The organism is Lacinutrix iliipiscaria (assembly GCF_042686125.1).
Classification (GTDB): domain Bacteria; phylum Bacteroidota; class Bacteroidia; order Flavobacteriales; family Flavobacteriaceae; genus Oceanihabitans; species Oceanihabitans iliipiscarium.
On record NZ_JBHUOV010000019.1, the window covers coordinates 1 to 2,547 of the forward strand.

Genomic DNA, 2,547 nt, shown 5'->3' on the forward strand with positions numbered 1-2,547 from the left:
TGGGAAGTTGATTAACGCATCAATAGTAATAGTATTTAAGCCATCATTTTTTGTATGAATACCAATAGGCAATACTGTAGATTCATTGATGTCGTATATACCTTGAATGAAGTATTTTTCATCATCAATTATCCAATACATATCATCCATTTGATCTTCAATAACTTTAGCGTCAAATCCCCAGTCATAATTTTGAGTGGCTCTGTGGTCAGCAGTTGCTAGTAGTTGTCTATGAATGGTATTAATAGAGTTAAAGCCAAGACGAATTTTCATTCTATCGTCTCCGTTATCAGCATTTTCAGTAGGAGATGAGCTTTCGCTATCTCTTACAAATACAGAAGAGCTTAAACCTTCTTTTTTAAAGATACGCTGACTATTGTTAAAGTTTATAGTTCCATCAGCTTCGGCAGTTACGAAGAATCCTTGAGCGACAGGGATATATTGTCCAGGGATTTTAGTAGGCGTACCACCAGTAGCTACATCAGGGTCATTAGTACCTAAAGAAGCAGAACCTACTGCACCAGCTAAATTATAAGTAGCATAACCTCCTTGGTAATCAGCAAGATTGTGTGAGCCACCACCCCAATGTTCCCAGAAGTATAAAGTTCCAGTAATTAAAGGAGTTGCTCCATCAATAGTAGGTCCATTATCTGTGATAAATTTATCAGCATCGATAGCAGAAGGGTAAGGGTTACCAACAAGGTAATCGTTATTAGCATTAATAGTCAGAGAGATGTCTCCATTATTAGGTTTACCTTCAATGGTATAGTTTTGTTCTAGAGTAACACTTCCTCCAGTATCAGTAACTCCTTTCATTGTAAAACCTTCACCAGCGAGTAGTGTTCCTGTGTTTCTGATATGTTGCCAAGAGGCATAATCATCGGTTGGTCTATTGTTGTATTTCCAGATCCAATAATTAGCGATACCAATAGGCGTGCCATTAGAGCCATTATAACCAGAAACAAAGGTCATATTAATAGGGTTATCAGCATCAGATCCATCTTTAAAAATATTATCATTTAAGGTATAGCTATTATTGTTGGTTGTAATGTTACTTACTCCTACGGGAGAAGACCAATAGTTATAAGTGAATTGATCTCGTGTTCCTTGTTGGTCCTTTTCTAGAGTACCAGCACTAGTGACATCTAAATCACTATCTTCATCTTGAACAAGTTGAGATTCACCTTGTAAATCTATTTTGCCATCTAATTTTAAATAGTGTGTAATAGAGAGACCATTACCAGTATCAGTATCGTTATCACCACCTAAAGTTACTTTGTTTGAAGCTACAAATAGGCCTAATAAAGTTCTGTGGTCATTTAAAAATTGTGCAGACCTAATAGGATAAGTTGGTAAACTAGAATTATCCATAGTGATGTTATGATTGGTTTCAACAATATTCCAATCCACAGTTACAGTATTATCTACAATAGATGTTGCACCAGGAATAGTTTGCATGCTTCCATTTTCCCAAGTTGCTTGAGTATCCCAATCTCCATCAGCTGTTGATTGGTATGGAAGAGGAGCTGTTTGTCTATCAACAGTTCTTAAAAATCTTAGAGCACCACGATTGCCATTACCAGATTCATCCTTAGTATTGGTATAGGTATAAGTTGTCATAGGATAGTATCCTTCTAAATTAGACCAAAGTGTAGAGGCAATATCATTTTTAGTAGGTGTTATGTTTTGAGCTCTAAAATAAGATCCATTAGCAAAGCTAGAATTATCTTCAATTTCTTGATTCATGATAAAACGTAACTCACTTTCAGATAAATTGGTATTCCAAATACGAACTTCATCAATATTACCTTGAAAATGTTGTCTAGGCGCATTTTTTCCAGCAGCACCAATAAAGAATGATTCTATAGTATTGGTAGGAGCGGTTCTATTGGCCGAATTATCTAAAACTCCATCAATGTAAATAGAAACAGTAGTTCCATCATAGATAACCGCAACATGATGCCATTCGCCAACTGGGATACTTGTATTAGAAGTTAAAGATTGATCGGTTCCATTTCGTAGATAATACTCAATGGTATTATTATTTCTAATTCTAAGGTCATAACCTTCAGTAAAAGCAGCATCTCTTTTTGATAGAATTGAAACAGTTCCAGAATCTGCAGGATCTCTTTTAATCCAAGCTGAGATCGTAAAGGCTGTAGGGTTTAGGTCTAATGCATCTTCCATATCTATATAATCTGCAGCACCATCAAAATACACTGATCTTTTATAAACTCTTTCAGGAGCCCAACCAAAAGTGATGTATTTAGTGCCATCAAAATCATAATTAGTTTTTAAAATGGCTTCACCTAATTCATTAGTACCTGCACTCATTACTCTATAATCAGCCGTAGGGCCAAAATTAGGGCTGTCAGAAATAAACATTAAATACACACCAGTAGGAGGAGTGGCAGTTCTTACAGCACTTTCTAGGATAGCGACTTCAACAGAAGGAATATCATCTACGCCAGGATTAGGCACATTCTCAACAACTTTCCAAGTTCTAGCGATACCGTTAAATTGTACCCAAGTTCCACCAGGAATGGC

At 36.2% G+C, this 2,547-nt stretch carries 1 protein-coding gene; it reads right to left on the bottom strand.

The genetic code is table 11. The features are described from left to right. Positions 1-2,547, bottom strand: a 2,547-nt coding sequence (locus ACFS5M_RS14215; RefSeq protein ID WP_379899158.1) for a LamG domain-containing protein, incomplete at both ends; no start/stop codon positions are given.